This is a genomic window from Halomicrococcus pelagicus (assembly GCF_050954125.1).
Window position 1 is genome coordinate 189,874 of record NZ_JBPBWC010000006.1, and the last position, 17,055, is coordinate 206,928.

General features: G+C 68.1%; 15 protein-coding genes. 7 read left to right on the forward strand and 8 right to left on the reverse strand.

What is annotated here, in order from left to right:
• Positions 1 to 83 precede the first annotated feature (83 nt).
• Complete coding sequence (locus tag ACRYA2_RS13610) at positions 84 to 902, forward strand: cupredoxin domain-containing protein (RefSeq protein ID WP_433628983.1); 819 nt, start codon at positions 84 to 86, stop codon at positions 900 to 902.
• 15 nt (positions 903 to 917) lie between these two features.
• Here ACRYA2_RS13610 and ACRYA2_RS13615 read toward each other — a convergent pair whose 3' ends face one another.
• The 5 genes from ACRYA2_RS13615 to ACRYA2_RS13635 form a co-directional block, all read right to left on the reverse strand.
• Positions 918 to 1,982, reverse strand: coding sequence for an ABC transporter ATP-binding protein (locus tag ACRYA2_RS13615; RefSeq protein WP_433628985.1), 1,065 nt, complete (start codon positions 1,980 to 1,982; stop codon positions 918 to 920).
• On the reverse strand, positions 1,975 to 3,687 hold the full coding sequence (locus tag ACRYA2_RS13620) for an ABC transporter permease (RefSeq protein WP_433628988.1): 1,713 nt from the start codon (positions 3,685 to 3,687) through the stop codon (positions 1,975 to 1,977). The genes ACRYA2_RS13615 and ACRYA2_RS13620 overlap by 8 nt, the downstream gene beginning before the upstream one ends.
• The gene (locus ACRYA2_RS13625; RefSeq protein WP_433628991.1) at positions 3,688 to 4,782 is read right to left on the reverse strand and encodes a thiamine ABC transporter substrate-binding protein; all 1,095 of its coding nucleotides are present in this window, start codon (positions 4,780 to 4,782) and stop codon (positions 3,688 to 3,690) included.
• Between the two features lie 275 nt (positions 4,783 to 5,057).
• Entirely contained in the window at positions 5,058 to 5,561 is a 504-nt protein-coding gene (locus ACRYA2_RS13630) for a twin-arginine translocation signal domain-containing protein (protein ID WP_433628994.1), read from the reverse strand.
• A 572-nt stretch (positions 5,562 to 6,133) separates the two neighbouring features.
• Positions 6,134 to 6,970, reverse strand: a complete 837-nt coding sequence (locus ACRYA2_RS13635) for a sulfurtransferase (protein WP_433628997.1) — start codon at positions 6,968 to 6,970, stop codon at positions 6,134 to 6,136.
• A gap of 253 nt (positions 6,971 to 7,223) precedes the next feature.
• Between ACRYA2_RS13635 and ACRYA2_RS13640 the strand changes: the two genes are divergently transcribed.
• From ACRYA2_RS13640 to ACRYA2_RS13650, 3 genes are all read left to right on the forward strand, one after another.
• Entirely contained in the window at positions 7,224 to 8,090 is an 867-nt protein-coding gene (locus ACRYA2_RS13640; protein ID WP_433628999.1) for a sulfurtransferase, read from the forward strand.
• 363 nt (positions 8,091 to 8,453) lie between these two features.
• Positions 8,454 to 8,669, forward strand: coding sequence for a DUF7511 domain-containing protein (locus tag ACRYA2_RS13645; protein WP_433629002.1), 216 nt, complete (start codon positions 8,454 to 8,456; stop codon positions 8,667 to 8,669).
• A gap of 205 nt (positions 8,670 to 8,874) precedes the next feature.
• Positions 8,875 to 9,507: a rubrerythrin family protein gene (locus tag ACRYA2_RS13650; protein ID WP_433629004.1), complete on the forward strand. Its 633-nt coding sequence runs from the start codon at positions 8,875 to 8,877 to the stop codon at positions 9,505 to 9,507.
• A 35-nt stretch (positions 9,508 to 9,542) separates the two neighbouring features.
• Here the strand turns inward: ACRYA2_RS13650 and ACRYA2_RS13655 are convergent, their stop codons facing one another.
• Complete coding sequence (locus ACRYA2_RS13655; RefSeq protein ID WP_433629007.1) at positions 9,543 to 9,812, reverse strand: DUF7553 family protein; 270 nt, start codon at positions 9,810 to 9,812, stop codon at positions 9,543 to 9,545.
• Positions 9,813 to 10,166: 354 nt separating this feature from the next.
• On the opposite strand from ACRYA2_RS13655, the gene ACRYA2_RS13660 reads away from it, so the two are divergent.
• Both ACRYA2_RS13660 and ACRYA2_RS13665 read left to right on the forward strand, forming a co-directional pair.
• Positions 10,167 to 11,579, forward strand: a complete 1,413-nt coding sequence (locus ACRYA2_RS13660; RefSeq protein WP_433629010.1) for a DHH family phosphoesterase — start codon at positions 10,167 to 10,169, stop codon at positions 11,577 to 11,579.
• A 777-nt stretch (positions 11,580 to 12,356) separates the two neighbouring features.
• The gene (locus ACRYA2_RS13665; RefSeq protein ID WP_113274599.1) at positions 12,357 to 12,686 is read left to right on the forward strand and encodes a DUF5783 family protein; all 330 of its coding nucleotides are present in this window, start codon (positions 12,357 to 12,359) and stop codon (positions 12,684 to 12,686) included.
• A gap of 61 nt (positions 12,687 to 12,747) precedes the next feature.
• Here the strand turns inward: ACRYA2_RS13665 and hemL are convergent, their stop codons facing one another.
• Positions 12,748 to 14,088, reverse strand: coding sequence for a glutamate-1-semialdehyde 2,1-aminomutase (gene hemL / locus ACRYA2_RS13670; RefSeq protein WP_433629175.1), 1,341 nt, complete (start codon positions 14,086 to 14,088; stop codon positions 12,748 to 12,750).
• A gap of 180 nt (positions 14,089 to 14,268) precedes the next feature.
• Between hemL and ACRYA2_RS13675 the strand changes: the two genes are divergently transcribed.
• Positions 14,269 to 14,487 carry a DUF7569 family protein gene (locus tag ACRYA2_RS13675; protein ID WP_433629013.1) on the forward strand — a complete coding sequence of 73 codons (219 nt, stop codon included), beginning with the start codon at positions 14,269 to 14,271 and terminating at the stop codon, positions 14,485 to 14,487.
• A 248-nt stretch (positions 14,488 to 14,735) separates the two neighbouring features.
• On the opposite strand, the gene ACRYA2_RS13680 is transcribed toward ACRYA2_RS13675, so the two are convergent.
• A complete protein-coding gene (locus tag ACRYA2_RS13680; RefSeq protein WP_433629016.1) occupies positions 14,736 to 16,913 on the reverse strand; it encodes a S9 family peptidase in 2,178 nt (725 codons plus the stop codon).
• Positions 16,914 to 17,055 lie beyond the last annotated feature (142 nt).

A 17,055-nucleotide genomic window follows, 5' to 3' on the forward strand; every position in this document is an offset into this window, starting at 1 on the left:
CCGTTGAGGGTCGAAACGCCGGATTGTGACCGCGAACGGTAGCGGCGATTTTTCCCTCGTCCTCGCGTCGCGGGAGGGGAACGATGACAGAGAAAGACTCACCGAGTAGCTCGCGGCGAAACCTACTGAAGGCGGCGGGAGCGCTGGGCGTCGTCGGGGGCCTCGGCACGCTCGTCGGTGCCCAGGACCAGACGAACGATACGCAGGGCAACCAGACGCAGGCGAACGAGACGGAGACGACGGAGACCACGGAGACGACGGAGACCACGGAAACGACGGAGACGACCGGTACGTCCGGACCGGATGTCAGGACCATCATCCTCGGCGGACGGACGGACTTCTGGCTCGGGCTCACGCCGCCGTCGCTCCAGGGCGCGCCGAACCCGGTGTTGCGATTCCGTCCCCGCACGGAGTACCGGATTATCTGGATAAACCTCGACGGGGCGAGACACCAGTTCCAGCTGATCGGCGAGAACGGACGCGTACTCGAGGAGACGCAACCGACGTCTCGACGGGGCGAGACGCGCTCGGTCACGTTCCGGGCGCGCCAGGCGATGAACCGATACCGCTGTCGGTTCCATCAACAGCAGATGAACGGCCGCGTCTTCCTCATCCGGCAGGCCGACGGAGTCGGAACGACGGAGACGACGGTCAACGGGACTCGGGGGACGGGGACGTTCGGTACCGGAACGACGGAGACGTTCGGAACCGGGACGACGGAGACGACCGGGACGTTCGGAACGGGAACGACGGAGACGTTCGGAACCGGGACTCGGGGGACGGGGACGTTCGGAACGGGAACGACAGAGACGACCGGGACGTTCAGAACGGGAACGACAGAGACGACCGGGACGTTCAGGACCGGAACGAACGGAACGTTCACGACGGAGACGACGCGGTAGCGCGCCGGTGCGGCGTTACTGGACCTGCTCGCGGCCGTCCGACGCCGTCTCGACGACGTGAGCGTCGGACGAGTCGAACCCGACGCGAACCCGGTCGTCGTCGGGTTCGTCGGCCGCCCGGAGCGTCACCGGTCGCCCGTCCCAGTCGAGGTGGACGCGGAACGCCTCGCCGAGGAACTCGACCGTTTCGACGTGGGCTTCGAACCGGTTCTCGCCTCCGTCGAGTCGCAGCGTCTCGGGCCGGACGCAGAACGTCACCCGGTCCCCTACCGTCCCCCCGGCGTCGGGGACGACGAACTCGCGGTCGCCGACCTCGACCGTCGACCCCTTCGTTTCGACTGCACGTACTCGTGCATCGAAGACGTTGTTCTCGCCGAGGAACTCGGCGACGAAGCGCGAGTCGGGGTTGCGGTACACCGTCTCGGGTTCGCCGGTCTGCTCGATCCGACCGTCGTGCATGACGGCGACGCGGTCGCTCACCGCCAGCGCTTCCTCCTGGTCGTGGGTGACGTAGACGGTCGTGATTCCGAGGTCGGACTGGATGCGGCGGACCTGCGTCCGCAGGCGCTTCCGGAGGCGGGCGTCGAGCGCGCTCATCGGCTCGTCGAGCAGGAGCAGTTCCGGGCCGGGCGCGAGTGCCCGGGCGAGCGCGACCCGCTGTCGCTGACCGCCGGAGAGTTCGTCGGGGTCGCGGTCGCCGAAGCCGGCGAGGTCGACGAGGTCGAGCAGTTCCGCGATTCGCTCCTCGTCGGTCCGCGCGCCCGGCGGGTCGCGGAACCGCAGGCCGTAGCCGACGTTCTCCGCGACGGTCATGTGCGGGAAGAGCGCGTAGTTCTGGAAGACGATGCCGACGTCGCGCTCGTTCGGCGGGACGCCCGTCATCTCGCGGTCGCCGAACCGGACGCCGCCGCTCGTGGGGGTCTCGAAGCCCGCGATAGCCCGGAGGGTCGTCGTCTTGCCGCAACCCGACGGCCCGACGAGCGTGAAGAACTCGCCGTCGTCGACGTGGAGGCTCACGTCCTCCAGCGCGGTCACGCCCTCGTACTCCTTGCGCAACCTCTCCAGGTGGACCTCAACCATACTCCCACCGCCCGCCGAGGCGGTCGACGACGACGAAACTCGCCGCTGTGACGACGAGTAGCACCGACCCCATCGCCGTGGCCGGTCCGAGCGTTCGGTTGCCGAGGTAGCGTTCGACGGCGACCGGCATCGTGTAACTACTGCTCCCCGTGGCAAGAATAACTGTCGAGTCGAACTCGCCGATGCTGATGGCGAACGCGAACGCCGCCCCGGCGACGACGCCGGCCGCGACGAGCGGCAGTTCCACGTCGAGCAGCGCCCGGAACCGGGTCGCGCCGAGCGCCCGCGCGGACTCGACGGTCCGGCGGTCGACGTTCCCGAGCATCGGCCCGACGCTCCGGACGACGAAGGGGTAGGCCGCGACCGCGTGCGCGGCGACGATGGCGAGCGCGCCGTCGACCTGGACCCGACCGACAACCGGCAGCGGGACGCCGAAGACCAGTCCCCGCAACATGCCGAGACCCACCATCACGCCGCTGACCGCGAACGGAGCCATCGCCAGCGCTTCGACCGCTCGCCCCCAGCGCGACCGGGCGCGGTTCGCCAGCGCGGCGACGACGACGCCCATCGGAACTGCGGCGAGCAGGGTGCCGACGCCGAAGGCGAGCGAGTTCCACACCGCCACCCCCGGTTTCGTCTGGAACGAGGCTCCGGTGGTCTGGCGCTGGACGAGGAACTCGTAGTACCGGAGCGTGAACCCGTTCGGTCCCGTGACGCTTTCGAGGACGGTGCTGACGATGGGTCCGCCGAAGACGACCACGACGACGAGGCCGTACGCTCCGACGCCGACGCGTTCGAGCGCCGCTCGCGGCGAGGGGTCGTCGGGCAGTAGCCGCTTCCGGGCCGGCGGTCGCGCGGCCCGCGACGCCGACACCTGACGGGCCTCGTACCGGAGGTAGGCGTAGGTCAGCGCGAGCGAGAGCGCCGTCTCCATCACCGCGAGCGTCGCCGCCGCCGAGTAGTTCAGGTCGCGGACGAGGCCGTATATCCACACTTCGACCGTGGCGTAGCCGATGCCGCCAAGCTCCAGCACGATGGGAAACGACATGAACGTGAAGATGAACGTCAGGAGCGCGCCCGTGAGCACCGCCGGGAGGAGCTGGGGCGCGAGCACGTCGACGAACGCGCGGAACCGACCCGCGCCGAGGCTGCGCGCCGTCTCGACTTGCCGGGCGTCGACGCTCTCCCACGCCGCGTTCGTGACCCGCGCGACGAGGGGCGCGTTGTAGAACGCGTGGGCGACGATTATCGCGGGCAGGTTGTACAGCAGCGAATCGACGGGGAGCCCGCCAAGTAGCTCGCCGACGCTCAGACCGACGAGACCGAGCAGGTCGTTCAGCAGGCCCTGCTCGCCGAAGAACGCCACGAATCCGATGACGACGAGGATGGAGGGCATCACGAACGGGAGGATGGTCAGCGAACGGAGCGTCCGCCGGCCCGGGAACTCGTAGCGCGAGAGGACGTAGGCTCCGGGGAGGCCGAGCGCGACGCTGGCGAGCGTCGACAGCGCGGCCTGGTACGCCGTGAACCCGAGTATCTCGCGGACGAGGAACTCGTCGGAGAGCACGTCGGCGAACGCCGAGAGGCCGCCCGACTCCGCGAAGACGATGGCGACGGGGTAGTAGAAGACGACGGCGAGCACGGCGCTGGTCGCGGCGGCCAGCAGGGCGAGCGCGTGCCGGTCGAGCCAGCGCCGGAGCGCCATCTACCTGGCGACCTGGCGCGCCCACTGTTCGACCCACTCCTCGACGTTGCCCTTCAGTTCGTCGTAGGAGAAGGTGACGGGTTTCTCCGGCTCCCTGGCGTACTTCCGGAACTCCTCGCCGGGCTTCGCCCAGTCGGTCGCGGGGAACTGGACGTTGAGCGTCGCTATCTTCGCCTGCACTTCCTTCGTGAGCATGAAATCGAGGAAGGCGTCGGCGAGCTTCGGGTTCTTCGCGCCGGCGAACTTCGCCATCCCCTCGGGGTTGGCGTACCCCTCGTCGTTCAGGAAGCCGACCTTGTGTTTCTTCATGTCGACGCCCTCCTGCCGGTTGGCGTACACCCGGTCGGTCGAGTAGGAGACGACGATGGGCCGTTCGCCGTTCGAGTACGCGGTGTAGGCGGCGTCCCACGAGCCGAGTATCTTGACGCCGTTCCGCTTCAGCCGCTTCCAGTAGTCGAGATACCCGTCCGGGCCCTTCTGGTGGACGGTCCACAGCAGGAACGCCCGGCCGGTCGCGGCTTGCTGGGCGTTCTCTGCGATGAGCTTGTTCGCGTACTTCGGCTTCGCCAGCCTCCCGAACGTCTCCGGGTCGTCCACCTCGTGTCCGTTGTAGACGAGGCTGATGTACCCCGTGTCGTACGGTATCGCGCGGTTCTTCGGGTCGAAGGTGAGTTCGTCCTTGACGTGGCCGTAGTTCGACAGCGCGTCGGCGACCGGGACGAAGAGGTTCCCGTTCCCCAGTTTCTCGTCGATTCTGATGAGGTGGTCGACGTTGAGGCCGACGTAGGCGTCCGCGTTCACGTCGACGCCCTGGGCCTTTCGCTGGAGGAAGTAGCTCACCTCGTTCTCCGGCGTCTGCCACTTCAGCGTCGCTTTCGGGTACTTCTTCTCGAACTGCTTTTTTATCCAGGGACCGGGCGAGCTGCTCGGCGCGTCCACGAACGAACTGTACGTGGCGACGTTCAGCGTCCCGCTCAGCTCCGTCCGGGCGGTCGTCGTTCCGTCGGTGCCCGAACCTCCGGAGTCGCCGCCGATGCAACCTGCCAGCCCTGCGACCCCGGCGGTGCCGGCTTTCAGGAAGGTGCGCCGTCTCATTACCCGGTGGTTACAGCCGGTGTTACTTAACGGGCGTGATGTCGTCGGGCCGGCAGATGCGGTCGTACGGCTGGTTAGCCGCGATTACGGCGCAAAACCTGAGTCGTTCGCGGGCCGAACGTCTGCGGGACCGGTTGCGAGCGGTAGGCGATAGAACGTCGAGCGCACCGTCGCCACCGACGTTGGAGCCGTGGTTCGGCGTCGACGAGGCGGGAACGCTCCCACCTCGCCGGTTAGCGTACGCCGTGACTCGCGACCCGTCGTTGCGTCCGTTACTAACTGCCGCCGCCGATTCGACGAGCGTTCGTCGAGAGCAGGTTCAGGTCCGAACTGAACACCTGCGCGTCGCCGGCCAGCCGGTAGCGTGCGTCCGTCTGCAGCGTCTCGCGCGTGAACAGCAGCGTGGTGATGCCGGCCGACTGCTGTCCCTGGGCACCGAGCCGGTAGTTGATGACGTAGCCGTTGTAGTCGTCGGGCTGGCTGATCTCCGGCACCGTCCCGCCGCCCGGACGGCGGAGGACGTTGACGGTGGTCGACGCCTGGAGCCCCTGGGTCACCCGGAAGGTCACGTTCGGGTAGTAGTCGTAGGTGAACACCAGCACCTGCGTTCTCTGTTGTGCCGCCGCGCTCCCGGACGACCCGGCGAGCCCCAGCGCGGCCGCTCCCGACGCCAGCGCGCCCTTCTTCATGAAGTTTCGCCGCGACTCGTCGCCCACGTCTTCCTCGTGTTCCTCTTCGTACGCTTCCGTGTCTGTGTTTTCCATCTCGTTCTCGTCCATTCTACCCCCTCCGGGGCAGTCACCTGTAGGCCAGAACCTGGCATAAAGAGACTCAACCGTTCAGACGCCTAGCGCTCGCCTACCGGGGATTTATCCACGATACCTTGGTTCGAGGGTCGGCACGGTCGGATTAGGCCTTCGACACACCATCTCCAGAGGGGTGTCAGTAAACGGTGACGTACTCCGGTTCGGTGCTCCGCACGTGCCGTTCCTCCGACGGTCATCGCGGCCCGAAACGCGGCTGTCGGCCCCCGTCGACGGCTCCTCCGCTCGTCCGTCGTCGGGAAACGCGGGTTTTCCGACCGCTCGCCGGACGCGTACTGCGACAGTTCCCGTCGGTGTCCTACGTTGCTGTGTTCGCCACGAAGCTGGCGGGGATCGAGAACCGCTTCCGAACCTCCACCGTCGTACGACTCCTATCTGACAGAACAGGTCGATTTCACTCTCGAGACTTCAATCCTCGTGGGAGGGGACGCAACTCGCCGTTGAACGCTTCGACTTCGACCGTTCATCGTGCTACTGGCGATTACCAGGCGGGAGTTCCGCGTCCCTTCGACTTTCCTTCCGTCGGACTACGGTCCCGTCTCCAGTTCGCCGTCGGCCGCGGTCCACTCGGTGAGACTCCCCTCGTAGAAGGCCAGGTCGTCGTAGCCCAGCGCGGAGAGGACGACGTACGTGTGGCTGATGCGCCGGGCGGTGTTGCAGTAGAGGACGACGCGGCGGTCGGGCGTGACGCCGTGGTCGTCGAGGATGGCGCGAAGCCCGTCGCGCGATTTCAGGCCGCGAGTCTCGTCGTCGACGAGTTCCCGCCAGTCCAGGTTGACCGCACCCGGGAGGTGGCCCGCAGTGTACTCCTCGGCGTCGCGGGTGTCGACCAGTACTGCATCCGCGTCGTCGATGGCCGCCTCGACGGCCGCGCGGTCGACGAGCGGGGAGTCGGTCGGCTCGCCCACCTCGTACGTCGTCGGTTCCGGCGTCGGCGTCGCGGTGGTCGTCGCGCGCTCACGGGTCCAGGCACTGAAGTCGCCGTCGAGGAGCCGCAGGTCGTCGTGACCGTACAGCTCCGCGGTGACGAGGAACCGCGCAGCGAAGACGCCGTGCGTGTCGTCGTAGGCGACGAGCGTGTCGTCGGACGTGACCCCTGTCTCGCCAAGCAGGTCTGCCCACTGCTCCGCGCCGGGGAGCATCCCGGCGTCGTCGGCGTCGCCCGACCGGAACGTCTCGAAAGGGACGTTGACCGCGCCGGGGACGTGGCCGATGCCGTCGTACTCCCAGGCGTCGCGTACGTCGACGACCGTCACGTCGTCCGTTCCGGCGTCGCCCGTCGCCGCATCGTCCGCCGCCCCGGTCCCGGTCGCGTCCAGTCGCTCGGCGAGCCAGTCGGCGCTCACTACGACGCTGTCGTGCATCGTCCCGGAGTAGCCGTCCGGCCGCCTTAGCGTTCCGGGTTCCCGCCCGAACGCGCCGCTTGCCGGAGATAGCGGCGATAGTCGCCGGATCTCCGCCGCAGTGCGGCCGCGGTGACGGATGCGGGGACCGACGGCGCGGTGGCGCTCCTGTCGCCGCGCAGAGAGGCGGACAGTGTTGCCGAAAAACGCGATACGTGGCGCGAATTTCCGGGTCTGATAGGGCTATACCGGTGGCCTTCGAAGCACGTCGTGCATGAGCGATAGCGATTACGCGAAGGACGTGCTCGTCACTGCGGACTGGGTCGAGGAGCGACTCGACCAGTTCCGGAGCGACGACCCCGAGTACCGCCTCGTCGAGGTCGACGTGGACACGGAAGCCTACGACGAAGCCCACGCGCCCGGTGCCGTCGGCTTCAACTGGGAGACCCAGCTCCAGGACCAGACCCGCCGGGACATCCTGGACAAGGAGGACTTCGAGGACCTGCTGGGGAGCCACGGCATCAGCGACGACTCCACCGTCGTCCTCTACGGCGACAACTCCAACTGGTTCGCCGCCTACACCTACTGGCAGTTCAAGTACTACGGCCACGAGGACGTGCGTCTGCTCGACGGCGGTCGCGACTACTGGATCGAGAACGACTACCCGACCACCGACGAAGAACCGGCGTTCCCCACGGTGGGGTACGACGCTCGCGGCCCCTTCGAGGGCATCCGCGCCTACCGTGACGACGTGGAGAAAGCCATCGACCGCGGCGTTCCCCTCGTCGACGTTCGGTCGCCCGAGGAGTTCAGCGGCAAGGTACTCGCGCCGCCGGGACTCCAGGAGACCGCCCAGCGCGGCGGCCACATCCCCGGTGCGGAGAACGTCTCGTGGGCTGCGACGGTGAACGAGGACGGCCGGTTCAAGTCCGCCGACGAACTCCGGGAACTGTACGAGGACGCCGGCATCACCGACGACCAGGAGGTCGTCGCCTACTGCCGCATCGGCGAGCGCTCGTCCATCGCGTGGTTCGCGCTGTCGGAACTGCTCGGCTACGAGGACGTGACCAACTACGACGGCTCGTGGACCGAGTGGGGTAATCTCGTCGACGCGCCGGTGGAGACCGGTAGCGGAGAGTGACGCCGAGCGTGCCGGTGGGCCGCGAGGTACGCTTTCCGCTACCGCAGGATAGCGACGGTCAGTGACCGTTGAGCGCGTCGAAGACCGCGAAACCGCGCTGATCGTCGACGCAGGGTGCGGCGAGTGACCGTCGTGCGTGTCGAGGACCACACGACCACGTTCGTCGCTACCGCAGGCGACGGTCGGTGACCGTCGAGCGCGCCGGCCGCGAAACCAATCTCGCTACCGGCGGAAGGCGGTAGTTCGAGACGGCGGGGTCGGCCGTACGTCTATTTATTTCTACCGAGGGGAACTAGAAGGAATTATTTAGCCCCGACCGAATCTACGTAACGAGGCGTCCCCGGACGCCGTCACGAGGCCACAATGTCAGGCAGTCCCGATACCCTAGACGAACCCCCCGAAACGCGCCGAGAGGCCGTCCGCGAGCGAACCTTCGAACTGGAGTCCATCGTCGTCCAGCACGACGAGATGCCGGACCGGTGTACCATCTACCCGGCGGAGGCCACGAGGATGGAGCGGATGGCCGAGTGGATCTCGGCTGACGCCGACCTCTGTCTCTCCCTGGAGGACGCGCGGTAACTCGCCGGCGTCTTCCTCCCGGCCACCACGCCAGCGCTCTCCGCACCTCCCCTTCGACCGCGTCGCCCTCCCGCGACCTCGGTCGCGGTCCTTCGCCTCCGCACTCCTCTGTTCCGCGATTATCGCCCCGAACGACTCCGGTCGCTTTCGGATTCGGACTGCCGGGAACGGTGATTACAAGCACCCGGCATCCCTACCCCGGGGCATGGACGCCGAGCAGTTCGTCGAGACGGTTCGCGACGACAACGAGACCGCCCTCTCGCGCCTCGGTTCGTCGAAGTCGCTGTACGCGGCGACCGGCGGCGAGATGGACTCCGAGACGGTGTACCGCGCCGCCGCCGACGCCGAACACGCCGCCCACGAGACGTTCGCGGCGTGGGCGGACGAACTGGACGGCGACGCGGGGGACCTGTTCGCCGACGTCGCCGACACCGAGCGAGAGCACTACAAGACGGTCGCCGGGAAACTCGACGACCACGACCCCGGTGCGGTGCCCGGCGTGCAGGAGTTCCTCCGCGAGGGCGTCGACGAACGCGACGCCGTCGCCCGCCTCGGCGGTTTCGTCGGGCGGACGCTCGCCAGCGAGAAGTCGAAAGAGCAGATGACCGGCTTCTTCACCGGCCAGGCCGACCCGCAGACGGCGCAACTGTTCCGCGACCTGAAAGGCGACCTGGACGAGCAGCGCGAGCGCGCGCTGGCCGTTCTCGCGGACCGCTGTGAGAGCGACGAGGACTGGGAGCGCGCCCGCGACGCCGCTGGCGGCGCGATTCAGGCCGCCTACGAGGAGTACACCGAGTCGCTGGAGTCGATGGGCGTGAATCCGAAACCCGTCTGCTGACGGCGAGCGACCGTGCACCGTCTCCCGCGGCGCGTTCAGACGCCCTCGACGGTCTCCCGGTACGCTTTCACGTGGTCCTGGGCGGCGTCGACGCGTTCCGCCGCCGCTCCGTCCGCCCCCTCGCGCAACTCGGAGAGCGAGTGGGTGATGCGCGCGAGTCGGCCGTGGTCCGGCCCCTGGTCGGTGCTCGCCAGGTTCTCCAGCGTCTCGGCCAGGTCGTCCATCCGCTCGGCGGCCTCTCCGTCGGTCTCCGCGGCAGCGTGTTTTACTTCCTCGGCCGCTTGCGTCAGTTGGTCACGTGGCATACCCTCGGCTACGCACGTGCGGAAGAAATGGTTTCGGGCGAGAGCGGAACGGTCGTCGACGAGAATCGGCCTCTTCGAACCCTGACTCGGGGCACGGCGACGGGAGAGGGGAAGACCGAGGGAGCGCCATCGCTCTCCCGGCCGCCGCGCGTCGGAGCGCTGCGGACCGGCCCGCAGCGACATCCTCCCCGGAATGCGGCGGCAACCGCATCCGTCCCTTCCTACTCGACTATTCGACGTGTGCGTGTCGCTTCGCATGTCCAGCCTTTTTGTCGGCGCTCGGAGCGGTCCCGTTCGCCCGTCGTCCGCGCCGAGGCGCAGGTTTAAATTCCGGGACGGGCCAAGGAAGGAGCGATGAGTAGTCCGGTTCCGGAGATGGCCGACCGCGCGACAGCCTGTGCGGACAGGCTCCGCGAGGCCGACGAAGTGTTGCTCGCGTCCCACATCGACGCGGACGGCTTGACGAGCGCCGCCATCGCGGCGTCGGCGCTCGAACGCGCGGGGATTCCGTTCGAGACGATGTTCAGCAAACAGCTCGACGCCGAGGAGGTGGCGGCTATCGCCGCGACGGACCACGACACCGTGCTGTTCACCGACTTCGGGAGCGGACAGCTCGACGTCATCAGCGAACACGAGGCGGCGGGCGACTTCACGCCCGTCATCGCCGACCACCACCAGCCCGCCGACGCGGAGACAGAGTTCCACCTGAACCCCCTGCTGTTCGGCGTCGACGGCTCGTCAGAACTATCCGGAGCCGGCGCGAGCTACGTCCTCGCGCGGGCGCTGGAACCCGACGGAACCGACAGCCGGGACCTCGCCGCGCTCGCCGTGGTCGGTGCCGTCGGCGACATGCAGACGAACGACGGCAAACTCATCGGCGCGAACGCGAACCTCGTCGAGGAAGGCGTCGAGGCCGGCGTGCTGGAGACCACCCGCGACCTCACCCTGTACGGCAAGCAGACCCGTCCGCTGCCGAAACTGCTGGAGTACGCGAGCGACGTGTACATCCCCGGAATCTCCAACGACGGCAACGGTGCGCTCCGGTTCCTCGACGGTCTCGACGTGGATCTCAAAGCCGACGGCGACTGGCGGCGCTGGGTGGACCTGACCGACGAGGAGCGCCGCACGGTCGCCAGCGCGCTCGTCAAGCGCGCGATGCGCGAGGGCGTCCCCGCACGGAAGATAGACGGCCTCGTCGGCACGACGTACTCGCTCGTCGAGGAACCCCGCGGCACGGAACTGCGCGACGTCAGCGAGTTCTCGACGCTGCTGAACGCCACCGCACGCTACGAGCGCGCGGACGTGGGACTGGCGGTCTGTCTCGGCGACCGGAACGACGCCCTGGACCGCGCGCGAAAGCTGCTCTCGAACCACCGTCGGAATCTCTCGGAGGGCCTCCAGTGGGTCAAAGCGGAGGGCGTGACCCGCGAGGAGAACGTCCAGTGGTTCCACGCCGAGGACCGCATCCGCGAGACCATCGTCGGCATCGTGGCCGGGATGGCCGTCGGTGCGGAGGGTGTCGACCGCAACACGCCCATCGTCGCGTTCGCCGAGAAGAACGACGAAGAGGTGAAAGTGTCCGCGCGCGGGACGCCGTCGCTGACCCGGCGGGGCCTGGACCTCTCGGCGGTGATGACGGAGGCCTCCCGCGCCGTCGGCGGCGACGGCGGCGGCCACGACGTCGCCGCGGGGGCGACGGTGCCGGCGGGCGAAGAGCGGGCGTTCGTCGAGCGCGTCGACGAACTCGTCGGCGAGCAACTCGCGTAGTCCCTTCTCGCGTTCCCCGAAGACGAACGGGTTCCCGTATCCTGCGGGATTCTATATCGCAGCATACGATTTATCGGCGGCCGCCCCCCGATGCTGTTCCGAACGGCCGAACGAAGCGAACTCGCCGCGGAGCACCGCCGCAACGGCGACTCGAACCGTCGTCGAGCGGGCGGCGTCGTCGAACTGCCTTCGCGTCGGTCAGGAAAGCGGGCACCGCGAGCCGGTCGGGAACGTCGACACCTCGTCCAGCGGCACGCGAGACCGTTCGCGGTCGACTCGGAGAACCCAGTCCGAGGAGCGGACCACGACGTTTCTGGCGAACTCCGAACCGTTGCCGGCTCCTGGCTCGGTACCCGGAGCGGTGACCCCGCGACCCGGCGGCAGTGGTCCGGCCCTGCCAATCGCGAGCGTCGTCCGAAGGCTCGGTCGTCGACCCTAATGTCGCACTCTTTTCCCTGAGTCGCGAATCGACTCGTCCGGCGCTCGCCGCCGTCACCGTCGGCGGTGAACCGTCGAAGACGGCCTGGAAGTCCCTTCGGCCGTTTCCGGGCAGGGGAGCCAAAACGCACGTCCCGATGGATAAACCAAATATAGATATACGAAACGGCCTTCCGTGCGACGAGAGGAGGACGCATCGGAGGGGCGTCTCGGCGGTTCCGGGTGGCTTTTGCGGCAGTTTCGCTCGCAGAAACAGAGCAGCGGTTCTCGAAGGGAGACCGGACGGCGCGCGACGCGACGACCGCCCGATTTTTACTCGCGCCGGGCCACTCCCCGTATATGGCCGACTTCGACCCGGAGAAGTTCGAGGACAAGTACGTTCACTACTTCAACGAACTCCAGCGCGCGTACAAGGACGCCTTCAACGAGATGAACGAGCGCTACGACTCCGAACTCGTCCACGCCATCGACCAGCAGGTGTTGAACGAGAGCGAACCGTTCTACGAGGGAGACGGCGAGTTCCGCGTCGACCTCCCCGAGAATCCGACCGACCGCGTCCAGGGCATCGTCGCGCCCGACGAGAAGGTCGAGGAGGTGCTCGACCGCTACGTCGCGAGAATCGAGTCCGAACTGGCGCGGACGTTTGGATTCGAGTCCGGCGGGGAGTGACCGCCGGTCGGGCGGCGCGGCTGGGGTGCGTTCGGGGGTGGGAGGAACGGAGTGGCGCGAGCTACAGCGCTTCCTTGTACGCCTCCAGCGTCTCCTCGACGTCCTCCTCGGTGTGGGCGTAGCTCACGAACTGCGACTCGTACTGGTTGGCGGTGAGGAATACGCCCTCCTCCAGCATTGCGGGCCAGAACAGCCGCTCCCATCGCTCCGTCTCGGCGGCGTCCACGTCGCCCCGGTTCTTCGGGCAGTAATCGTAGCGGGGACAGTCAGGGCGCTGGCGACAGCCGGCCTCGCACTGGCCGTCGAGGTCGCGGGGACCGTCGCGCGTGAATACGACCTTGAACATGCTGTCCGTGCCGAGGACGGTGTACTCCGGCGCCTGGTCCGCGAGGATGTCGGTCAGTCCCGACCGCAGCTTCTCGCCGAGGTCGTTGACGTGGTCGTACACGTCGTTCTCGGCCGCGAACCGCAGGGTCTCCAGCCCGGCGGTGAGCGAGAGCGGATGCCCGGAGTAGGTTCCGGCTTGGAACACGTCGCCGGTCGGCGCGAACCCCTCCATTATCTCGGCGGGGCCGCCGACAGCCCCGACCGGGAATCCCCCGCCGATTATCTTCGCGAACGTCGTCAGGTCCGGCGTGACGCCGAACTTGCCCTGGGCGCACTGGAGGCCGCCGATGCGGAAGCCAGTCATCACCTCGTCGAACACGAGGAGCGCGCCGTGCTCGTCGGTCACCTCGCGGAGCGTCTCCAGGTACCCCTCGACTGGCGGGACGCTGGCGCAGTTGCCGAGGAGGGGTTCGGCGATGACGCAGGCTATCTCGTCGCCCCGCTCCTCGAACACCTCCCGGACGGCCTCGGCGTCGTTGAACGGCACGGTGATGGTCTCGGCGGCGAACGATTCCGGAACGCCGGTCGAACTCGGCTCGGCGGGCACGCCCGACTCGCCCTGGACCAGCGTCGACTCGCCCGCGCCGTGGTAACCGCCCTGCATGACGACGATCTTGTCCCGGCCCGTGTGCCCGCGGGCGAGTCGAATCGCGGAGACGGTCGCCTCGGTCCCGCTGTTGACGAACCGCGTCATCTCGACGCTCGGGACGTGGCGCGCGACGAACTCCGCGAGTTCCACCTCCACCTCGGTCGGCGCGCCGTACATCGGTCCGTCCGAGAGCCGGGACTGGACCGCCGACTGCACCTGCTCGGGCAGGTCGTGGCCGAGCAGCAGCGGTCCGTAGCCCATCACGTAGTCGAGAAAGCGGTTCCCGTCCGCGTCGACGACGTGCGCGCCGTCGCCGCTCTCGACGAAGAAGGGGTACGGCCGGACGGCCCGCACCGGTGAGTTCACTCCGCCGGGAATCGACGACAGCGCACGGTCGTACAGGTCGCGCGAGCGCTCGTGGTTCATGTCCGGCGGTTCGTACTGGGGCGTCTTGTTTGTACCGAGAACGGACCCGGCGCTCGCCGGGGGCGGTCGGCCGGACACCTCGGCCGTCGTTCCACCGTCGCGCCGGAAGGGGACCCGGCACCCCCGTCGGGACGCGAACGACTCCCGTACTTTATGTGTTCCCCGCTACATCTCCCCCGCATGAGCGACGACGACACCGATCCGTGCGACGACTGCGGCGAATCCCTCTCGGACGCGCTGGCCCGAACCGTCCGTCTCACGGTCGACCGCTCCCAGATAGACAGCCAGCGGCTCTGTCCCAGCTGTTTCGCCGACTGGATCGACCGCTACGAGAGCAAGATGATACCGGAGGACGACCCGGAGCACTTGGACGAGAACACCGACATCATCGTCGACTGACGCCCGGCGTTCTCGACCGGCGGCTCTCCCTTCTTTTCCCGTCGAGTCCGGAACGAATCTGCCGTCGCCACGGCCGAGAGTTCTCCTAGCGATAGTGTGCGACAGACGAGACGGCGGTCCGACCGGCCGCTCCCGAACCCCTTCGCTTCGCCTAGAGAATCGACAGCCTTCGGGCGGTTTTGGCGCGGTCAGTTTCCGCGCGAAACCGACCCCCATGTGGGGATGTAACGCTCGGTAGCGGTCGGGAGCTACTCGCCGTCCTCGTCCTCTCCGCTCGTCTCGCTCCCCTCGCTCTCCCCGTCGTCGTCCTCGCTCTCCTCGCTCTCGGCGGCCGAGAGCCCTTCGTCGCCGCGTTCGAGAGCCTTCGGCGGGTCGTGGTGGTCGGAGTAGCCGTCGAACCAGCGGACGATGCGCTCGACGCGGTCGACGACGTGGGCGGGTTCGCCGCTCCGGGAGAGTTCGTGTCCCTCGCGCGGGTAGCGAACGAGTCGCGTCTCCACGTCGTTTTTCTTCAGGAAGAGGTACAGCATCTCGGCGTTGTTCACCGGGACGCGGAAGTCGTCGTCGCTGTGGACGACCAGCGTCGGCGTGTCGACCTGGTCCGCGTGCGCCACCGGCGAGTGCTCCCAGAGGAACTCCGACTCCTCCCACGGCGTCGTGTCGAAGTCCCACTCGACGAGTTTGAACGCGTCGGTCGACCCGTAGAAGCTGTTCAGTTCGTAGACGCCGCGATGGGCGACCGCCCCGGCGAACCGGTCGGTGTGGGAGACCATCCACGCCGTCATGTAGCCGCCGAAGCTGCCGCCGGTGACGAAGACATCGTTCTCGTCGACGTAGTCGCGGGCCGCCACGCGGTCGACGCCCGCCATCACGTCGGCCATCGTCACGTCGCCCCAGTCGCGCTCGATGGCGGCCGTGAACGCCTCGCCGTAGCCCGTCGACCCGCGCGGGTTACACCAGAAGACGACGTAGCCCCGCGCCGCTAGCGTCTGGAACTCGTGCCACATCGTCCCGCTGGTGGTCCACATCGCGTGCGGGCCACCGTGGATCTCGACGGCGAGGGGGTACCGTTCGTCCGAGTCTCGCGGCTCGCTTCGCTCGCCGCTCGACGTCTCCGCGGAACGTGGTTCCGCGCCCTCGAAATCGGGCGGCGTGAGCACCCACCCCTGTATCTCCGTGCCGTCCTCGGACTCGAAGCGTATCTCTTCCGGTTGCGACACGGCCCGGTCGTCGAGGAGGTCGCTGTTGAGGCGGGTGAGTCGCCGGGTCTCGGCACCGCCGCGCGTCGAGACGAACACGTCCCCGCGGTGGTCCCACTCGGATTTGACGTAGGCGACCGCGTCCTCGCCGACGGAGAATCCGGTGACGTGGCCGTCGCCGGCCACTCGCTCGGGCGCGTCGCTCCCGTCGCCGGGCGCGCGCCAGACGACGTACTCGCCCTCGTCGGGCGTTCCGAAGTAGACCTCCTCCCCGTCGGGCCCCCAGGTCGGCGGAGCGTCCATCGAGAGCGTCCGGTCCAGCGACGCGGTGAGCGTCACGGTCTCCCCGCTCTCGCGGTCGAGCACCTTCACTTCGGTCTGGCGGAGCGTCGCCTGCTCTTCGGGCGTGTAGGCGTACGCGACGCGGCCGTCCTCGGTGGCGGCGATGCTCGCACCCCACCCGGTCGTCCGGACGACCTGCTCCGATTCGTCGGCGTCCGTGTCGTAAGCGACGATGTCGACGACGATGTTGTCGTCGGGGTCGCCCTCGCGCCGCGCGCCGTAGTACAGCGTCGTCGCGTCGCCCCACTCCGGCCCCAGGAAGTCGTAGTCGCCGTCGGTTATTCGCTCGACGCTCGCTCGCCGTTCGCCACCCGAGCCGGGTCGCGCCGCGCCCTCGTCTCCCAGGTCGACGACGTAGACGTGGCCCCGCTTGCCGTCGAAGTAGCGCTCGCCCGCCCGGTAGATTTTCCGGTCGATGACGCGCGGGTCCGGCTCCTCGGGCTCGTACTCCTCCTCGTCGAGTTCGAGGTCGCGGCCCCCCGCACGGTCCTCCTCGGTGCTCTGCTGGACGAACGCGATGCGGGTACCGTCGGGCGACCACGCGAGTTGCGAGACGCCGCCCGCCACGTCGGTCACCTGCCGGGCCTCGCCGCCGTCCGTCGGGAGCACCCACAGTTGCGGGCGGTCGTCGTCCGCGCCGCGCGTCGACACGAACGCGATGCGGTCACCGCTCGGACTCCACCGCGGCGTGCTGTCGACGCCCTCGGTGATGGTGTACTGCGTCGGGTCGCCGCCGCCGACTGGGACGACGTACACCGTCGCCTCGTACTCCTGGTCGTCGTCGGGCGTCTTGCGGACGAACGCTACGCGCTCGCCGTCGGGCGAGAGTCGGGGTTCGCTGGCCGTGACGAGGTCGTGATAATCGTTCGCACGAATCGTCTCCATACGCCGCCAGTCGAAGTCGACTCCGAAGAGGGTTTCGATTCGAAGGGTGGGTAAGGAGTCGTTGTTTGTCTACCGTCGGTCGCCGTCCGGTCGTCAACGTCGATTACTGCGCCGTCGAGACGTTCAACCGTCGGTTTCTCCC